The 17,093-nt window shown below is 72.5% G+C and carries 12 protein-coding genes; all 12 read right to left on the reverse strand.

Features of this window, described 5'->3' with window-relative positions:
- Nucleotides 1–2: 2 nt before the first annotated feature.
- Nucleotides 3–782 carry a PIG-L deacetylase family protein gene (locus ACZ7EC_RS24665; RefSeq protein ID WP_471065734.1) on the reverse strand — a complete coding sequence of 260 codons (780 nt, stop codon included), beginning with the start codon at nt 780–782 and terminating at the stop codon, nt 3–5.
- A 17-nt stretch (nt 783–799) separates the two neighbouring features.
- The gene (locus ACZ7EC_RS24670) at nt 800–1,234 is read right to left on the reverse strand and encodes a hypothetical protein (RefSeq protein WP_471065735.1); all 435 of its coding nucleotides are present in this window, start codon (nt 1,232–1,234) and stop codon (nt 800–802) included.
- A 336-nt stretch (nt 1,235–1,570) separates the two neighbouring features.
- The gene (fxlM, locus tag ACZ7EC_RS24675) at nt 1,571–4,045 is read right to left on the reverse strand and encodes a methyltransferase, FxLD system (RefSeq protein WP_471065737.1); all 2,475 of its coding nucleotides are present in this window, start codon (nt 4,043–4,045) and stop codon (nt 1,571–1,573) included.
- On the reverse strand, nt 3,958–4,611 hold the full coding sequence (locus ACZ7EC_RS24680; RefSeq protein WP_471065739.1) for a M15 family metallopeptidase: 654 nt from the start codon (nt 4,609–4,611) through the stop codon (nt 3,958–3,960). Before ACZ7EC_RS24680 ends, fxlM begins: the two co-directional genes overlap by 88 nt.
- Nucleotides 4,608–5,636, reverse strand: coding sequence for a bifunctional GNAT family N-acetyltransferase/NUDIX hydrolase (locus tag ACZ7EC_RS24685; protein ID WP_471065741.1), 1,029 nt, complete (start codon nt 5,634–5,636; stop codon nt 4,608–4,610). The genes ACZ7EC_RS24680 and ACZ7EC_RS24685 overlap by 4 nt, the downstream gene beginning before the upstream one ends.
- 8 nt (nt 5,637–5,644) lie before the next feature.
- Nucleotides 5,645–7,090, reverse strand: a complete 1,446-nt coding sequence (locus ACZ7EC_RS24690) for a phosphotransferase (RefSeq protein ID WP_471065743.1) — start codon at nt 7,088–7,090, stop codon at nt 5,645–5,647.
- A gap of 89 nt (nt 7,091–7,179) precedes the next feature.
- Entirely contained in the window at nt 7,180–8,451 is a 1,272-nt protein-coding gene (locus tag ACZ7EC_RS24695) for a protein-L-isoaspartate O-methyltransferase family protein (protein ID WP_471065745.1), read from the reverse strand.
- Entirely contained in the window at nt 8,448–9,932 is a 1,485-nt protein-coding gene (locus ACZ7EC_RS24700) for an NUDIX domain-containing protein (protein WP_471065747.1), read from the reverse strand. The genes ACZ7EC_RS24695 and ACZ7EC_RS24700 overlap by 4 nt, the downstream gene beginning before the upstream one ends.
- A gap of 78 nt (nt 9,933–10,010) precedes the next feature.
- On the reverse strand, nt 10,011–11,873 hold the full coding sequence (locus tag ACZ7EC_RS24705; RefSeq protein WP_471065778.1) for an ABC transporter ATP-binding protein: 1,863 nt from the start codon (nt 11,871–11,873) through the stop codon (nt 10,011–10,013).
- Between the two features lie 512 nt (nt 11,874–12,385).
- Entirely contained in the window at nt 12,386–13,513 is a 1,128-nt protein-coding gene (locus tag ACZ7EC_RS24710) for a hypothetical protein (RefSeq protein ID WP_471065749.1), read from the reverse strand.
- Nucleotides 13,514–13,596: 83 nt separating this feature from the next.
- Nucleotides 13,597–14,439 (reverse strand): TauD/TfdA dioxygenase family protein, encoded by an 843-nt coding sequence (locus tag ACZ7EC_RS24715; protein WP_471065751.1) that lies wholly within the window; start codon nt 14,437–14,439, stop codon nt 13,597–13,599.
- A 33-nt stretch (nt 14,440–14,472) separates the two neighbouring features.
- A complete protein-coding gene (locus ACZ7EC_RS24720; RefSeq protein ID WP_471065753.1) occupies nt 14,473–15,351 on the reverse strand; it encodes an amino acid--tRNA ligase-related protein in 879 nt (292 codons plus the stop codon).
- Between the last annotated feature and the right edge of the window lie 1,742 nt (nt 15,352–17,093).

Here is a 17,093-nt window from a genome sequence, read left to right on the forward strand (position 1 = left end):
GGTCAGGCGACGAGCTGGTGCGGGTCCCCCGGCGCGGGGCCGGGGGAGAGCCGGGTGAACTGCTCGGTGCTGATGATCTGATTGCGCTCCGGTTCGGGCAGGCGGGCGAGCAAGCCGGGCAGGGGCCGCGGGCGAGCGACCTCGCTGCGGTGGGCGCAGATCGCGGCCCACTTCACCGCGGCCCACGGCGAGACGTCGACACTCGTGGTCACGTACGAGTCCGGCACCGCAAGGAGCGTCTTGCCCACGCTCTGAAGGAGCGGGCCAAGCCGGCCCATCCCGGATTCCGAGTGCGTGGCCGCGTACAGGGCGGTCGGCTGCCAGGGCTCACCGGCGTCGGGGTACAGGTGCGACAGGCCCGCGGCCTCGACGGCGAGGAGGGTGATCTGGTGGGCGCGCCGGTGATCCGGGTGCCCAGTGAGTTGCCCCAGCGCGTCGTGGCCGATCACGATGTCGGGCCGGACCTCACGGATGTGTGCGACCAGCCGGCCGACCGCCTCGTCGAGGGGCGCGTCGACGAGGCGCACGGCGCCGTCGGGTGCCGAGGCGGGGTTGCGGGCATCGGCGTAGCCGAGCAGCCGCGGGCTTCCGGCACCCAAGAGGCTCAGCGCCTCTGCGAGTTCGGGAGCGCGGTGGCTGCCGGATGTCCATGTGGCGGTGACGACCGCGGTGCGGGCGCTGGTGGCGGCGTGCTGGGCGAGGACGCCTCCGGCGACGAGGGATTCGTCGTCCGGGTGTGCGAAGACGCCGAGCAGAGAGGGAACGGCAGTCGGTTGCGTCACGGGGGCCTCCGGGCCGGTCACGGCGTGGGTACGGGGGTGTGGGTGAGCTCTTGGGCCCGGCGGGCGATGAGCGGGGCGAGGGCGGGGTGAACGCCGCGGGAGCATGTCTGGAGAAGCTGGGCGAGCGCGATGAGCTCGCCAGCCCGGCCTGCGTCGGTGTCCAGGACGTGGGCGAACTCGTGCCGGATCCGGGCAGCGGTCTCCGGCGCGGCCAGCGAGTACGCGTGAAGGAGATCGGCGTGCCCGGTCGTCGTCTCACCGATCCGGACGGGGTCGACGCCGAGGAAGCGGCGGAAGTGCCGGTCGACCCAGTTCTGCCGTACCGATTCCCGGTCGGTGGGCACCGTCGCGAGCGCCCCGAGCGCAGACTTCAGCTCCGCCCACCAGGAGTCGGGCAGAGCGGTGTCCTGGTCGAGCGCGGGAGTGCCGCTGGTGACTGGCGGGACGGCCACGTACTCACTCCGCCCGGTAGGCGACGTCCGCTGAGGTCCAGTCGAGGAGGCCGCGAAGCTGCGGCCGCGGTACCGACCGCGGCACACGCGTGTCAGCGGTCGCCGTCCCCTCCCACAGCCGTCCGCCCGCCTTGCTCGCCTCGGCGGAGACGATCCGCAGCCAGCAACCCCCAGCCCGTCGCCCCAGGGTGCGGCCCTGCCACCCCCACACCTCCGGCCCCGACGCGGACACCCGGAACTGCCTCGCGGCAGCCGCGTGCGCGCGACGCATCCGGTCGCGCTCGTCGCGCTCCGACGGAGCGACGAACACCACCTGACGCGCAGCCCGTTCCACCGTCACACCTCCTCCGCCACGACGTCGGCCCCAGGACGCTCAACGGGGCCGGGCGGCACCACGTCACGGAGCAGGGACTGTGTCTCGTCGGGAACGCGGCCGGGCCACTGGAGGACAAGCCGTGCGGAGGGTTTGTCGAGTACGTCCCCTACCGGCAGCTGCTCATCCGGGGTGCCGGCCGGGTGGACGGTCATCGGCGGGTACCCGCTCTCGCGCACTTCCTGGTCCCAGGTGCGCACGCAGTCGGCGAAGCGCTGCGCCAGCTCGTCGGCTGCCGGGCCGTAGGCGTGGATGAAGAACTCGGTGAGACGGTCGGCCGGTTCCGGGGCGTCCTTGACCTTGCGGTAGGTCAGGTAGGCGAGGGAGCCATCCACCAGCATCGCGGCCGCGTCTTGCTGCGCCACCAGCGCGGATCCTTCCCTGGCGGTCAGGCGGCAGAAGCCGGGCAGGGTGGTCGCGGCGTAGATCTGCAGGGTCTCGAAGTTGAACACGCCCTGGACCACCAGGCCGGTGGTGAGCTCGTGCCGGGGCCCGCGCAGCGCCTCCTCGAGCCCAGTGATGTCACCCGGCCCCCCGTCTTCCCACCGCACAGTGACCTCGCCGCCAGCCAGGCGAACCGTGGGGGCGGTGCGGGCGGCGGCGCCGCGGTCACGTACGAACCCGCAGTACGTCCAGTGCTCGCAGTACAGCACGTCGCCGCGCCGGACCAGGGTGAGAGAGCGGGTGTAGCCGCCCATCTCCAGCGGCACCACCAGCCGCGCTCCGTCACGGAGTTGCTCGCGCCAGGCCGCGGCGATGTCCGACGCGTTGTGTGTGATCACCACCCCGTCGAAGCCGCGGGCGGGGACGTGTCCCGGCGCGCCAAGACGGCCGTCGCCGAGGACGGCGGTGACCCGGCCGCTGCCGGCCTCCGCGCACAGCCGCCGTGTGCGGTGCACCACGTATGGATCAAGGTCCGCCGTGACGACCCGGCCGGCTGGCCCGACGATGTGGGCGAGCAGCTCGGCGTTGTACCCGCCGGAGCCGACCTCGAGGACAGTCGCCCCGGGCTTGAGCCGGAGCTGCTCGGCCATATCGGCCTGGAGCCATGCTGCGCTGACCGAACTGATCGCCTGGCCGTTCTCGTCCCGGCGGGTGACGACGGCGAGGTCGTCGTCGTACGCGGTCTGGAGGTCCGTCTCCGGTGCGAATCGGTGCCGGGGCACCGTGCGCAGCGCCTCCTGGACATTGGCCGAGGGTGCCCAGCCGCCCGCGATGACGGCATCGGCCATGCGCTGGCGCAGCCGGACGGCTTCGGCCGGCTCCCCGGGCACCGGCGCCAGTTCGGCGACGACCGGATAGGCATTCACCGGCGGCAGGCCGGGGATGGCGCCGGGCCAAACCCAGTTCAGCGCCTGAGCGCTCGGGGTGAACACCGGGCCGAGACATCCAAGACCGTGGGGGTCGTGCCATTCCCAGCGCGTGAACTTCTCCGGCTCCGCGGTGACGAGGGCGCCCGTGATGCCGGTGATCCGGACCACCGCGGTCACCCGCGGAACTCCTTGGGCGGCATCGGTGAGGATGGCCACCACGCCGGCGCCGGTGGCGTGCAGGCCGGTCTCCTCGGCGAGCTCACGCGCCCCGGCCCCGTCCACCGGTTCAAGCCCCTCGAGCTTCCCGCCGGGAATTTCCCACATGTCGCGTTTGGACCAGCCCAGCAGGACCCGCCCATGCTCGTCGGTGACGACAGCCAGCGCCCCGGCAACGGCGTAGCCGGTGGCCGGCACAGACCGCTCTGTGGCGACCGTGTCCGCGCACGGCCCGCGCAGGAGAAGCGCCGCCAGGTCGCCGGCGGCGAAGCGCTGCACGCTCGTCCATCCGCAGGTGAGGGCGGTGATCTCCTCCTCGTCCAGTGCGATGTGCCGCTTTTCCGTGGAAGTGTGCGCGGCCAGCGGGGTGATGATCAGCACGGTGCCGCCCTCGCGCAGCCGGCGCCCGAGAGTGTGCAGGACACGGGTGCGGTCGTGCACGAAGGCCACCGACAAGCGGAAGACCACCAGGTCATACAGTCCGTCATCCAGTGGGGCGGGGTCGTCTCGTTCGATGTCCAGACACAGCCACCGCACCCGGGTGTCGGGGTGTTCCGTGCGGGCCCGCACGAGCGCGGCTTCAACCGCATCGACAGCGTCCACCTCGTACCCGAGCGAGGCAAGATAGGCGGCCATCTCGCCCGTTCCGCAGCCGACGTCAAGCGCGCGGCCGCCCTGCTGCGCGGGTGCGTGCTCGGTGATCAACTTCTTCTCATCGTCGCCGAGCCGCCGGAACCCCCGCCCCTGGCTGTAGTGCTCGGACCAGACGGTCCGGTTGATTCCCACAGATCGCTCCTCGTTCGTGAATGGTGGGGTGACGGTCAGGGCAGTTCGACGGGGCCGTAGAGGGCGGCTGGCTGCTGGGTCTGCAGCGCCCAGTACCGGTCCCCGGCCGACCAGTGCCACCATTCCGTGCCGTAGTTGATCAAGCCTGCTGCGGACAGCGCGCCGCTCAGGGTGGCGCGGTTCGTTCGGGCCCGGACGCTGAGGCCAGGGGTGTCGGTGTAGCAGGCGCCGTCGGACTCCTCCGGGGAGGCGTTGACGCGGGTGCCCATGTCCAGCTCGTGGCCCTGGTGGTCGATCAGCGTCACGTCGACGGCCGCGCCGGCCGAGTGCGGCGCGATCTCCGGGGGCGACACGAAGCGGCTGGTCGCGTCTCGGAGTTCGGCGGCCTGCCAGTCCGGGTGCGCGCGTGCGAGCTCGGCGGCGTACTCCTGGAAGTACGTGCGCTGCAGGGCCGGCGGCCGGAAGCCCTCGACGAACAGCAGCAGCACACCGGTGGGCAGCAGCGACTGGGCGTGCAGCAGCCGGGCAAGGACACCTTGCCGTACGTGGGCCCAGGCCCCGGTCTCGTCGCGCTTGCGGTCGTCGACTGTCAGGCCGTGCGCGCGGACGTCGACGAGATCCTCGCCGCACTCCTTCACAGGGATCGCAGCAACCCGGCGGTCCGACATCAAGATGATGCTGCTGGTCATGCGTCCCCCCAGGTGTCGACGTATGCGGCCACGCCGGTGCGGCGGGCTTCCTCCACGGCGCGTAGCCGCGCGAAGTCGTGGGCTGGCATCAGTGCCTCCCATTTGGTCAGGGGCAGGACGCGGGCCTCGTCGTGCTCGCGCGGGTTGAGGGTGAGGGCGCGGATCTGGGTATCGGTGAGGCGTCCGCCGTCGAAGACGAGCTGGAGCGTGCTGTACGGACGCCGCTCCTGGGGCTGCCCGAACACGGTGGCCAGCAGCCGGGGCGGACCCACAGCGGTCATGCCGGTCTCTTCCCGGCACTCACGCACCACCGCGTCCCAGGGCCGCTCGCCCAGCTCCATCGCTCCGCCGATCATGTGCCAGGGGTGGCCGGGGGAGTAGACGGAGTGCAGCTGGAGCGGCCGGTCGTTCTCGTCGGTGACGTAGAGGCAGACGAATGCGACGGCCTTCGGCAGGGCCTGGGCGTACTGCTCCGGTGGCACCCACGAGGAGTTAGTTCTCGCAGCAGGAAGGGCGACGGCGGATGTGCTGCGCCGGGTCATCCGCATGAGCGCGGGATCGCCGCTGAACCCGAACTCCCGGTACAGCGGCGCGGCCTCCGCGCTGGTGTGCAGCTCGAACAGCGTGACGTCCTCGACGTCGGCCAGGTGTTCCAGGAGCGCGGAGACGACGGCCCGGGCGTGGCCGCGGCGCCGTGCCTCGGGCCGGGTGGCGACCAGCTGCACGCGGGCGGCCAGGCCCCGGGGGTAGGACCGGGCCGGGAGCACGGGGTGGAGCAGGCCGAGTGCGCAGGCCGCCATCGTCCCGTCGGGGGCGTCGACGACGAAGGCCCGCGCGTCCCCCTCCGGCTCCAGCCGTGGCGCCAGCTCCTCCGTGCACCGCCGGATCCACTCCTTTGTCATCGGTGCGGACAGGACGTACTGGGAGCGCATCCGGATGATGGCCTCGGCGTCGGCGGGGGTGGCCGCGCGGACCAGCGGCCGCCCGGCATCGTCCGGCGGCTCGGTTGAGGCAGCGGGTGTCATGTCGGCGTTCACTGTGCGTCTCCTGTCGGTGAAAAGGCTGCACGATCCTCGGCGCGCAGCCGGGCCAGCGTCCGACGGCCGCGCTCGACCAGCTCCACATCACCGTGGGCGGCGCCGTACGCGATCCCGCTCACGGAGTCGAGCGCGGCGTCGATGACCAGCCGGGCCTCCTCGGCCGGGGTCAGGGGCCTGCCGTACCCGGCCAGAAACGCCTCGTACAGGTCGTCGCGCCCGTGCCAGGCGTCGGACAGGCGGACCAGGTCCCGTAAGGCCGGTCCCGGCTCGCTGCGCTCGAGGTCGATCACTGCCAGGAAGGGCCCGGAGTCCGCCGCCTCGCCGGGGGTGTCGGGGTCGTAGAGGATGTTGCGGAGCTGAAGGTCGCCGTGGGTCTCCACCCACTCCAGCGGCTCCAGCTCCTCGGCCTGCGCGACGAGGGCGCGCAGGAACTCCTCGTCGCCCGGCTGGAGATGAGCCCGCGCCGCCGCCAGATGCCGGTCCGCCTTCGCGACCGCCGGACCGCTGCCGGCAGGAGCAGGCCGGGCGGGGCAGGACTGATGGATACGGCGGGCCAGCGCGCCGATCCGGCGGAAGATAGCCCTCTCCCGCTCCGGCGCCAGGACCACGCCGTGCAGCGGGCGGCCCGGCACCGCGGTGATCACCACGGCCCGCAATACCTCGTCGGCGGCCACCAGCCGGGGCGCGGCCGCGCCCAGCGCCGGCGCCCACGTCCGCAGGCCCCGCACCTCCCGGTCGTGGAACCGGCCGTTCTGGTGCACCTTCACATACCAGGTGCCTCCCTGGGCGCCGTCGGCGCGCCAGACGCGGCTGGTCTCGCGGGCCCACGACGTGTCCGTCCATCTGCTGATCCGGCCGACCGCCCGCTCCGTGAACTCCACGACTGCCGCATCGGGACCGCCAGGGGCCGGCCCGCCGGTCACGTCCGCGACGAGGCGCATCCGATCGACTGCCGGGTCGAAGGCGACGGCGTCGCCGGGCATCTGGAAATGCAGGGCCAGCCGTGCGCCGGCGGTGTAGGCGTCCAGGCCGGCGCGGCAGTACGCCACCATGTCCGCGGGCAGTGCGTCCACGGACGCCCAGTCCATCGCGTCGCACACGTCCGGCTCAGCGATCCGCGGCTCGCCCTGCCACCTCCGGACCTCGAAGAAGTGCCCGGTACGACTGGCCCCGCCGGGACTTCGGTGGTGCACGGTCACGGCGGCCCGCACGTCGGCCGGATCGATCACGACGCCGGTCTCCTCCCGCGCCTCGCGCACCAGGGCGGTGACGACGTCCTCGTGCGGACCGTCAAGGTGCCCGGACGGCAGGTGCCACAGGCCCGCGGCGTACACCGGGCCGGCTCGCCGGGACAGCAGCACCTGCGGCCCGTCGGCGGTCTCCCGGCGCAGGATCAGGTGGACGTCCACCGGTTCGGTGTGCCGCTGTCCGCCGCTCATCGGGCATCTGCCGGATGCCAGCTGAGCGGACCGTGAACACGGCCACTTCCAGCAGGGGCCGTCGTTCGCGAGGACGTCGTCGGGGCAGGTCACGGGGCGGTTCCTTCATGGATCGGGCGGAGGAGGGGAAGGGGCCAGGTCAGACGGCCGCACGCCGAGGCGGCCCGTTGGCCGCCGTCCGGCTCGATGTGGAGGCGGTAGCGGCTGGGGCTGCCGGCCGCCTGCCACCGGGCCTTCAGGTCCTGGAGTTCCTTCCAGATGTCGCGCGGTCCCCGGGTGGTGACGTTCCAGCGCCGGTAGCCCACTGGCTCGACGCGCAGCCACGAGCCGCAGTCGGGCGCGCCGATCACCAAGTGCTCGGCGCCGAAGTCCCGCACCAGGCCGCCGAGGAGATGGTCTGCGGCCAGCCACAGGCCCCGGTCCGCATCGGCCGGCGGCGCCGCCATGCTCCGCTGGGTCCAGGTGCCCGGTTCGGAGCTGATGCGCCGGCGGAACTCCTCGTTCAGCCAGATCCGCTTCATGCCGTGCCCCGCCCGGTGCGCGAACTCCACGGCCCGCAGCTCCGCCGCGATCCGCCCGTCGGCAGTGCGCTCCACGACGGCGAGGCCCGGCCACGACGGTGACGCGCTGGTGATGTGCACGAGGAGCCTGCCGCCGGGGGCGAGTTGGTCGACGAGCGCCGTCGGCACGCGATGCATCGCGTACGACACGAAGATGCGGTCGAACTCCTGCCCTGGTACGCCCTGTTCGCCCCAGTCGCACACCACCTGCGGCCGGAACCCCAGGTCGGCCAGCCGGACCGCGGCCGCGTCGGTGAGATGCCGGTCCCGGTCGAGGGTGACCACCCCACGGTCGCCGCAGATCTCGCACGCGACCGCGGAACTCACCCCCGCCCCGGTGCCGACGTCCAGCACCCGCTGACCGGGGCGCAGGTCAAGTTCCTCCAGCAGGGAGACGGTCAGCCCCATCACCGTCGACATCGACGTGATCGACGCACCCGAGCGCGTCCCGCGCACCCGGCCCAGCAGCGGCTCCCCGTCGTGCTGGACGAGCACACTGCCCCCGCCGTAGAGCAGCCCGAGCAGCTCGGAGCGGTCCTCCGGCGCCGACCAGTCCAGCAGATCCCACCGCGGCGGGTCCTCGCCCGGCGCACTGCGCCGCACATACGCCTGCGGCATCAGCACCTCGCGCGGCAGCGCCAGCAGGGCATCGCGCACCGGCCCGTTCCGCAGCCCGTGCCGCGCCTCCAGCTCGGCGACCATCGCCGCCCGCGCGGCAGCCGCGCCCACCGCGAGCGGGTCGGTGTCGGGCGCCCGCTCCGCCGGTCCGGAGGCGGCCGGGCTCGTGTCCAGGGTCGTCATCGCCGCTCCCACCCCCTTTGCGAGTACAGGCGCCCGGCGAGCACCCCTTCGATCGCCTGGCGGGTGTAGGGAACGACGGCGTCCGGGAGGTCCTTCGGGCTCCACCACCGCCACTCCACGCACCGGTCGGGCTCCCGGACAGCCGGGGTGCCGGACCAGGTGCGGGCCCTGAAGACGAGGCCGATCCGGGGTCGGGCGGACGGCGAGTCCACGAGGTGGACGAGGTGTACGAGCTCGACGTCGTCCGGGTCGATGACCAGCCCGGCCTCCTCCTCGGCTTCCCTGATCAGGCAGCTGACCGCGTCCTCGCGTTCGCAGTGCCCGGCCAGGAAGTGCCACATGCTGCCCGCGTACGCCGAGTCGGGGTGGCGCAGGCCGAGAAGGATGCGTCCGTGGGCGTCCTCCAGGTAGAGGTGGACACCGACGATGTGGAGCTCGGTGCCCTTGGGCGCCTCGTCGCGCAGCAGCCGGGTCGGGGGCGGCGGGCTGTCGGCGGGGGGATGGTCGGCGGCGTGCCGGCGGATGAGGTCACCGAGCCCGGGGCTGAGGTTCAGCCGCTCGAGCATGTCCGGGGTGAACCACCGCAGCAGCACGCCCTCTTGCAGGTCCACTGTCTCCGGGTCGCCGCTCCAGCGGGCCTGGAAGACCTGGATCGGCACCGCGAGGCCGTCGACGCTCGTCGCTTCCTCCAGCGCGTAGGGTGCCAGGCCGTCCACCTCCAGCCCCGGTGCTTCCTCGGCAAGTTCGCGCCGCAGGGTCGCTTCCAGGCTGGCGTCGTCCCGTGTGCGGCCGCCGCCCAGGAGCGCGAAAGTGCCGGGTGCCCAGATGCCTTCACGCTGGTCACGCAGGTGGAGGAGGTATCTGCCGTGGCCGTCGTGGATCAGCGCGGAGGCGTTGACGGGCTCCGGCCTCCCGTCGAGACCCCGGTCGCGGGCCTGGAGGAGCTTGGCGCGCAACGTCGAGGAGCGGACCTCGGCGAAGTCGAGCCAGCGGGCGCCGGTGACCTCCTCGCCCTGCAAGGCGAGCGGGGGGTGCTGCTCGGGCACGAGGTAGAAGGCGAAGCGGAAGTCGAAGTGCTGGTGCGCACCTTCGCCCTTGGCGGGGTTGGCGTCGATGTCGTGCACGTCGATGTCGATCGGGGCGCCGAGGAACTGCGGGGTCAGGCACAGGTCGCCCGGCCGCAGGCCCGTCTCCTCGCACACCTCCCGCAGCGCCGCGGCCAGCAGCGTCCGGTCCCTTTCGACGTGGCCTCCCGGGTTGAGGAGCAGCCCTGTGACCTTGTGGCCGATGTGCAGCACTCGCTGTTCACGGTCGATGACGGCCGCGCTGCACGTGACGTGGCCGGGGAGCGTCGTGCGGTCGGCCGGGTCGTCGGCGCCGTCCAGGAGGGACATCAGCCCGGCGAGGGAGTCCCGTTCGTGCGGATGCCGGGCCAGGTACGCCTCGGTGGTCTTGCGAATGTGGGAACGGGGGAGCGGCACGTCATCACCTCGGGACGGCGGAGTGGGGGGCGGGAAGGACCGCAGCGGCGGGACGCGCGCAGGTGGCGCGGCAGCGGCTCACGCGGGAGCCTCGTGCCTGTCGCCGTCCGGGTCGGAGGTGATCTGGTACGAGAGCAACTGGCGGAAGAGACCGCTCTGTTGAGAAAGCTCATCGTACGTGCCCTCCTGGACGATCTCGCCTTCGTCGAGGACCACGATGCGGTCGGCGATGGCCACGTTGGTGATGCGGTGGGTCACCAGCAGCACCGCCCTGTCCTGGGCGAGGGTCCGCAGCCGCTGGAAGATGCGGAACTCGGCGCGGGGGTCGAGGTTGGCCGTCGGCTCGTCGAGGACCAGCAGTCCGGCCGGGCGGAAGAAGGCCCTGGCCAGGGCGATGCGCTGCCGCTGGCCGCCGCTGAGTTCCTCCCCGTTGAGCCATTCGCGGGCCAGGAGGGTGTCCAGGCCGGCGCCGAGTTTGTCGACGACCTCGTCGGCGTCGGCCGCCTCGCACGCCTCGCGGACCGCCGCGTCACCGCGCGCGGTGGGCTGGCCCTGGGTGACGTTCTCGCGCACGGTCAGCGGCCAGTGCGCGTAGTCCTGCGGCACGAGGGCGACGTGCTGCCACAGGGCCTGCGGGTCGCAGTCGCCGATCGGGACGCCGTCCCACAGCACCTGCCCGTCGGTGGGGAGGTAGAGCCCGCTGACCAGCTTGGACAGCGTCGACTTGCCCGAGCCGTTGAAGCCCACGAGCGCGGTGACCTCGCCGCGGCGCAGGGTGAGGGAGACGCCGGACAGGGCGTCGCGGTCCTTGCCGGCGTAGCGGTGGGTGACCGACTTGACCTCGATCCTCTCCGGCGGCCCAGGGTGGTGGGAGCCGCGGCGCATGCGGAAGCCGCCGGCCTTGTCGAGGAAGCCGGTCCAGTCGTCCATGTACAGCCCGGTCCGCACGGCGCGGGCGCCGACGGCCACCAGGCCGCGGACCGCCATGCCGACGGTCTGCAGGGCGAAGACGGCCGTGCCGGCATGTCCGACGGTGATCCGGCCGGTCGCGAGCAGCCACACGACCGCCGCCCACACCACCGCCGACCCCAGCCCTCCGCACATCGCGCCGACCAGGGACATGCGGGCGCCCTGGTCGGCCGCGGCCCGGTCCTCACGGTTGATCCGGGCGACGGTGTCCCGGTAGCGGCCGGAGAGGAAGCCGGCCATGGTGCCGGCGCGGATCTGGTCGGCGGCGTCCTTGGTGTAGATGTGCCAGCGCAGCACGGACAGCATGCGGTTGTCGCCGTTGCTGCGCAGGTTGGCCAGGTAGCGGACGCGGGCGGCGCTGACCTGGGCGAGGGCCTGCGGGAGGCTGGCGGCGACGAGGAGTGGGAGAAGGACCCAGTGCACGCCGGCCAGGACGATGGCCCCGGCGAGGAAGGCGGCGGCCGAGGCGATCAGGTCCTGGCCCTCGTTGATCAGGTCGCCGGTGACCTGGGCGCCGCGGTCGGCGGCCTCGCGGTCGCGGTTGAAGTCCGGGTCGTCGTAGGCGCACAGCTCGACCTCGGCGCAGCCGGTGAGCAGCATCTGCTCGGCCTCGCGGGACATCAGCGGGCCCAGCCGGGAGGAGAGCCAGTTCACGGTGATGCCGAGGAGCGCGCGCACGCCGGCGGCCCCGGCGAGCAGAGCGACGGACGGCCACGCCTGAAGGAGCCGGTGGTAGACGTCTCCGTCGCGCAGCAGGGCGGTCAGGGTGCCGGCGATGGCGACCAGGCCGAGGGCCTGCATCACGCCGGTGATCAGCTGGCACAGCAGGAGGCCGACGGTCGCCCGCCGGTCGACGCGCCAGGCGAGAGCCAGCGAGCGGCGGACCAGTTGCGGCAGGCGTCGGGCCATGTCGCGCATCCGGATCGAGCGGCCAGCCGCCTCGCGGCTGCCGGTCAGGTCGACGTACCGCATCTGCGCCTCGGGCGCGGGCGTGGTGGCCGCCGATGGGGCGGACGCGGAGGGGGCGGGGGACGGCGCGGTGGTGGTGCGCGGCCCTGGAACGCTGTCGGCTGATGCATCGGTGGGCTCGCTCATGCCGCCCACCCCGTATCCGGGCGTTGCGAGGTGGGCGTGCCGTCAACGCTGCGTGTGGGCTGGCCGGGCCGCCGTTCGATTCCGGGAGGCTGCTGCAAGGGGGCGAGGGCGGGGTGCATGGCGTCCTCCGTCTGGGCGTCGGTGTGGCACTGATGCTCTAAAAACGCGGTGGATCTGGTCCCGTCACGGCCCGCCCGGAGGGCATTTGGTGAACACGGGTTCTAATTCCGGGGTCGGACCGTGCGAGCTCTGGGGTGTCGCCGTTCAAACTCGTTCGATCAGGTCGGATCACTCCTTCGGAGGATTGCGGGCAGCGCGGACCGAGCCGCGGCGCGTGACGGCGGCGGCCAGGGACGGGTGATCGGAACTCGAAGAGGGGAGCGTGCGGGTCAGGTACCGAGGACGGTGAAGGCGACGGCCGGAAAGCGACGGCCGTTGACCTGGAGGGCGAGGGAGTAAGAGCCGGGGGAGACCTTCCAGCGTGCGGTCGAGCGCAGCGGGTGCACCTTGGCGAGCCGCAGCGCCTGGCCCGGCTCGGCGGTGGCGCGGCGCACGAAGGCCACCTTCTCCCGCGGCCGGCCACTCGGCCCCGTGGTGGCGATCACGCTCATCACGTGGACGGGCGCGGTCGCGGTGGCGGTGAGAGTTGCGGAGAAGTTCAGAGCGTCGCCGGCGCGGAGTTCCGTGCGCTCCAGGACGAGCGGGGTGAGGGAGATGGGTGCGTCGTGGGCGTAGCCGAGGAGAGCGTAGGCGGGCGGCCAGCCCTCTTTCAATCGGTTGCTCAGGGCATTGCGGGCGAGGAAGGCGAACTGCTCGCCGGTGACCCGTCCCGAGGCCTTCCACCGGCGGAGGGTGGCCAGCACGAGGTCGGGCTGGGTGGCGGCGATGTCCCCCAGATGGTTGGCCACGGAGGCGCGGACGTAGAGGTGCGGGTCGTCGTAGAGGGTCTCGAGGACGGGCAGACCTGCGTCGCTGGGAAGCGCGATGCGGGGGGCCCAGGGCAGCAGGGGCCGGGTGGCCTCGCTCGCCAGCCGCCGTACCCGGAAGTCCTCGTCGCGACTCCACGCGTCGATGGCCTTCATCGTCTCGTCGGGAAAGTCGGCGAGAAAGTGCCGCACCGGGAGCTCGGCGGAGAAGTACGCCGTCATGCGGGCCAGCGCGGCGAGCGCCCGTTCCAGGTGCTCGGCGGTGCGCAGATAGCGGGAGACGTAGTCCGAATGCGGCGAGTAGAGGTGCAGCCCGAAGTCGTTGGTCACCCCGGCGGCCGCGGGCGTCGGCGGCAGCGAGCGCAGCAGGATGTCGAGCGCGTCCGGCCCGGTGACCGGGAGGTGGTCGTGCAGGCCCTGGCTGGTCCGGGCGATCCGGGCGCTCAGCTCCAGCCGGGGAAGGTCCGCCATCACGGACGTCACGAACGCGTCGGCGTCGAACTCCGGGCACACGGCGCGGACTTCGCGGCCGATGCGGGCGATGCGCTCGGCGTTGAGAGCGGTCTCTTTCAGGGGAACCTTCGCGGTCATGGGCACACCCTAGGCTCGGCTACGGGGGCATCCCTCGCGTTCTCGCCGCGGGTCATCCAGCGGCGTGAACGCGGGGGTTTGGGCTATCGGACGGTGGCGCGGTACAGCAGCCGGCGGTGGCGGGAGCTGTCGCAGGGGGAGGCGGTGTGGAGGGTGGCGAGGTTGTCCCATACCACCAGGTCGCCCTGCTGCCAGCGGTGGCTGTAGACGTACGGCGCGCTGGTCGTGTGCTGCAGCAGCTCCTCCAGCAGAGCGCGGCTGTCCTGCTCGGCGAGGGTAGTGATGCCGCTGATCACCATGGAGCCGAGCAGCAGCGAGCGGGCGCCGGTTACGGGGTGCGTCAGGACGAGCGGGTGTACGACCTCCGGGCAGGCGGCCAGGCTCCCGGCAGTGATCGACGACTGGCCGCCGCTGGCCTGGCTCTGCAGGACACCGAGCTGTGCGATGGAGTGCACCGCGCGCATCGGGTCGATCCGCTGTCGCACTGCAGGGGCGAGGTCGGCGTAGGCACGGGTCGCGTCGGCGAAGCGGGTCTCGCCGCCGCGTTGGGGGGTGATGACCGAGTAGAGCATCGTCGCCGAGGTGAGCTGGGGCTTGAAGCTGTTGTCGGCGTGCCACTCCTCCTCGTTGTCCCCGTCGTAGATGCCGATGTGCTCGCCGTCTTCGACGATGTTGCTGATGACGGTCAGGCCCGGGAAGCCGCCGACGGCGTACCGGCGGTCGACGCCGGTGTCCACGGTCCCGAAGCAGGAGGCGACGGTCAGCAGGTCGGCGTGGGTCAGGTGCTGGCGGGGCACGATCAGCAGCCGGTGCCGGTGCAAGGCCGCTGCCAGCTGGGGCGCCAGGCTTTCGGCGTGGAGCGCGAGGTCGGCATCGACGACGGCGCCGAAGCCGCTCTCGTCGAGCGGGCGCAGCGACAGGGCCATGGCTACTCCTTCCGGGCGGTGGCCCGCGGTTGGTCAGAACTGGGGTGAGGGCTGGAAGACGCTGATGTCCTTGATGCCGGAGGCGGCCATGCACAGCCGCTCGATGCCGATGCCCAGTCCGACGCTGCTGGCCGGCACACGTCCGGCGTCGATCGCTGCTCTGGCCAGGGCCTGCTCGTCGTCGTACAGGTCCACTGCGCGGGCCCGGTCGGCGAACGCGGCCCCGTCGGGTTCGTCTTCGTAGCCGTGGACGACCTCGATGCCGTCGACCAGGACCTCGAATCGGTTGAGGACTGCGGTTGTGCCGGGTGCGAGGCGGGCGCACGGCTCGTCCCCGCCGACCGGGTACTCGATCAGAAACAGCGCGGCGCCGGTGCTCTGGACCTCCACCTCGCGCTCCACGTACTGCCCGAGCACCGTCTTGAACGGCACGTCCGCGCTCATGCCGAGGTGGGCGGCCATCCGCTCGGGCAGGTCGCCGAGGGGCTCGTGGCGCAGGTCGATGCCGAACTGGTCGCGGAGGTGGTCCGCGACGGAGATGCGCTGCGGGGCGTACGGAAGGTGCGGGCCGATCAGCCTCTCGGCGAGCGCCAGGAGGAAGTCGAAGTCCTCGCCGGCGGCGTAGAGGTCGAGCATCTGGAACTCGGGCGCGTGCAGCGCGTCGGGCTTCTCGGGCCGGAAGCACGCGCCGATCTCGAAGATGCGCCGGTGGTGCTCCAGGTTCACACGCAGGGCCGGACCGATCATCGCCCGCAGGAACCGCCCGCCGTCATGGTCCACCGGCAGACGGCGCCCCGGACCGAGATCGGCCCTGCGCATCGTCGGGGTGATCACCTCGACGAAGGTCTCCGCACGGAGCGTGTCCCGCAGGCTGAACAGCAGGTCGGACTTCATGACGACGGGGTTGAGCACGGGTGCTCCTCAAGGCCGTTGTTTCCAGGCGGAGTTCGCGGGAAGCCGAGCCGCACGGCGATCTGTCGTCCGGGTGCTCGGCGAGGCCACAACGTAGCCGCGCCCCAACGAGCAGCAGAAGCCCTGCGCTGCTCCCCGCGCCCGCGGGGATGTTCCCAGCGCGCTGCCTACATCCGTGCCGTCATCGAGCTGCTCCCCGCGCCCGCGGGGATGTTCCCTCCTGCTCGGGGGCCGCTCCGTTTCCGGAACGCTGCTCCCCGCGCCCGCGGGGATGTTCCCGACCCGGCCACACCACGCAAAGCACGCAAGTCCTGCTCCCCGCGCCCGCGGGGATGGCCCCGCCAAGGGCGACAAGGGCCGCACCGAAGTCCTCTGCTCCCCGCGCCCGCGGGGATGGCCCCGGCACGGGCGCTGTGGGCACACGTCAGCGTACGACTGCTCCCCGCGCTCGCGGGGATGGCCCCACGAGGTAGACGACGGCGCCCAGAGCGATCGCCTGCTCCCCGCGCCCGCGGGGATGGTCCCGAGGCCCGCCCTACTACGTCGTCCAGCGGATCCCTGCTCCCCGCGCCCGCGGGATGGTCCCTTCTCCACCCTCGCCCGGATGGCGCGGGCCGCCTGCTCCCCGCGCCCGCGGGGATGGCCCCGCCTACGTGGACCGGCTCCGCGCCCAGCGTGACTGCTCCCCGCGCCCGCGGGGATGGCCCCGACCGGACACGGTTGGTCATCGTGGTCTTGGACTGCTCCCCGCGCCCACGGGGATGGTCCCTCGTCGAAGTCTGGTGGTGGCGCCCGGTGCGCTCTGCTCCCCGCGCCCGCGGGGATGGTCCCGCCGGAACCGGTTCACGCAGCACGTGCGACCACTGCTCCCCGCGCCCGCGGGGGTGGTCCCCTGCCGTACACGGTGTCGTCGGTAGAGACCTGCTCCCCGCGCCCGCGCGGGGGTGGTCTCGCGCCCGGCTCGGCCGCCGCCCCGGCGGCCGGCTGCTTCCCGTGCTCGTGGGGATGGTCCCGTCCTGCAGCTGGTGTTCAAGGGCATCGCGGTCTGCTCTCCGCACCTCTCGAGGCGATGTCTTCGTCTCAGGTGTCCGTCAGCCGCGCGTCTTGAGAGGCTGACGTTGCCGTCCTGTCCCGATCTCCTCGTCTGTATCCCGGCGGTCGCACTGGCTTGCACAGCGGTCACCAGGGCGTCAGCTTCGGCCACGGGCGTGCACGTTCTGGGCCCGGAGCGGGGCGGACAGCTTCAACTGGACGCTTGTGCCTGCCATCTGGCAGCCCGTCACCACCGTGCACCATTCGCTGCTCGTTGTAGGGACTGGTCCGGGTAGACGTGATGGCCAGTCACCGGCGATCTTTTGGTGGTGCTGTCTGGGTCCAGAGTCTATCTCATGCTTCAAACTGAAGCACTTAGAGCGCGGAAAGCCCTCGAACGTGGCCGAGTTTGGTAAACCCGGCTTCACCCCTTCCTGGTTCGGCCTGCCACTCTCCCGACTACCCGTCACCCCTGCCTTGCTGCTGCTGCGTTTTTGATGGCTGGAGCGCAGCGGAGGCCACGGGCCGGCCGAAGGCCGCTCCCGGCCCGCAACGCGGGCCGGGAGCCCTGCGGTTGGCGGGGCGCGCGGAGCGCGTTCCGCCTGGCGGTGAGCGGAGCGAGCCGCATCCGCTCACGCGGAGCGGGAGCGGCCGGGGCGCGCAGCGCCCCGGTTCGCTTCTTCGGGCGAAGCCCGAAGGGACCCGCTCCG

The sequence above is a fragment of the Streptomyces sp. NPDC037203 genome (assembly GCF_055605065.1).